Origin of the sequence: Elioraea sp. (genome assembly GCF_051860475.1) — a bacterium.
Classification (GTDB): Bacteria; Pseudomonadota; Alphaproteobacteria; order Acetobacterales; family Acetobacteraceae; genus Elioraea.
In genome coordinates this window covers 1-1,280 of the sequence record NZ_JBHYDW010000288.1, presented here as the reverse complement: position 1 = coordinate 1,280, position 1,280 = coordinate 1, and the positions used below count along the sequence as shown (strand labels likewise).

Genomic DNA, 1,280 nt, shown 5'->3' with positions numbered 1-1,280 from the left:
GCGTTCGAGGGCGCGATCGTGCGCGGGCGCAGCTTCTCCGACGTGCTCAAGGGCATCGAGCAGGATCTGCTGCGCCTCGGCACGCGTAAGCTGGTGACCGAGCCGCTGCTGGCGCTGTTCAATTCGGCGCTCGGCGGGATCACCGGTGGCGGCGGGATCGGCGGCATCTTCTCCGGCATCGGCTCGTTCCTGGCCGGGCTGTTCCACGAGGGCGGCGAGGTCGGCGCCTCGGCGGTGCCCGGCCGCCGTGTGCCCGCGCTCGCCTTCGCCGGCGCGCCGCGGCTGCACCAGGGCTGGTTCCGGCCGGACGAGTATCCGGCGATCCTCCAGCGTGGCGAGATCGCGGTGCCGAAGCGCGAAGCCCAGCGCGCGCTCGGGGCCACGACCATCGTCATGAACATCACCGCTGCCGACGCGGACAGCTTCCGCGCCTCGCAGGGCCAGATCACTGCGGCGATGGCGCGCGGGCTGCAGCGGGCGCAGCGGAGCCTCTGATGGCGTTCCACGACGTGCGCTTCCCCGAGAAGATCGCGCTCGGCGCGACCGGCGGGCCGCTGTGGTCGACGAACATCGTGACGACGGCCGGCGGGCACGAGCGGCGCAACCAGAACTGGGCGGAGGCGCGCGGACGCTGGAACGTCGGCAGCGGGCTCAAGACGCGCGACGACCTCGCCGCGCTGATCGCGTTCTTCCGCGCCCGGCGGGGACGGGCGTTCGCCTTCCGCTTCAAGGACTGGTCGGACTTCCAGATGCCGCGTCAGCAGATCGGCACCACGGACGGCGCCACGGCGACGGTCCAGATCGTGCGCAGCTACGCGTCCGGCCCGGCGACGCAGACCCGAGCGATCCAGCTTCCCGTCACCGGCACGGTGCGCTGCTGGACGGACGGCATCGAGCGCAACGAGGGCACGGGCGCGAGCCAGTTCCAGGCCAACTATGCCACCGGCGTGATCACGCTCGGCTCGTCCTTGCGCAGCCCGGCCGGCCATGCGGTGGAAGCGCAGTGCGAGTTCGACGTCCCCGCGCGGTTCGATGCGGATGAGCTCGGGCTCACCTTGGAGACCTTCTTCCAGGGCCAATGGGCGGAGATCCCCGTGATCGAGGTGCGGCTGTGAAATCGGTCTCCTCCGCATTGGCCGCGCACCTTGCCGGCGCGCTCACCACGCTCGCGACCTGCTGGCGCGTCGCCCGCCGCGACGGGACGCTGTTCGGCTTCACCGATCACGACCGCGACCTGGTGGTGGACGGCCTCACCTATCGCGCGCGCACCGGCTACCGGC

2 protein-coding genes and 1 pseudogene are annotated in these 1,280 nt (G+C 71.9%); all 3 read left to right on the top strand.

Features of this window, described 5'->3' with window-relative positions:
* Positions 1-495: pseudogene (locus ACTIFU_RS23775) on the top strand (hypothetical protein); the annotation flags it as partial.
* Complete coding sequence (locus ACTIFU_RS23770; RefSeq protein ID WP_439580803.1) at positions 495-1,115, top strand: phage distal tail protein, Rcc01695 family; 621 nt, start codon at positions 495-497, stop codon at positions 1,113-1,115. The pseudogene ACTIFU_RS23775 and the gene ACTIFU_RS23770, both read left to right, overlap by 1 nt.
* A partial coding sequence (locus tag ACTIFU_RS23765) for a baseplate hub domain-containing protein (protein ID WP_439580802.1) occupies positions 1,079-1,280 on the top strand: 202 nt, incomplete at its 3' end. The genes ACTIFU_RS23770 and ACTIFU_RS23765, both read left to right, overlap by 37 nt.

Coding starts and splice junctions, on each gene's coding strand:
- ACTIFU_RS23770 (WP_439580803.1), top strand. CDS start 495: ATGGCGTTCCACGACGTGCGCTTCCCCGAGAAGATCGCGCTCGGCGCG.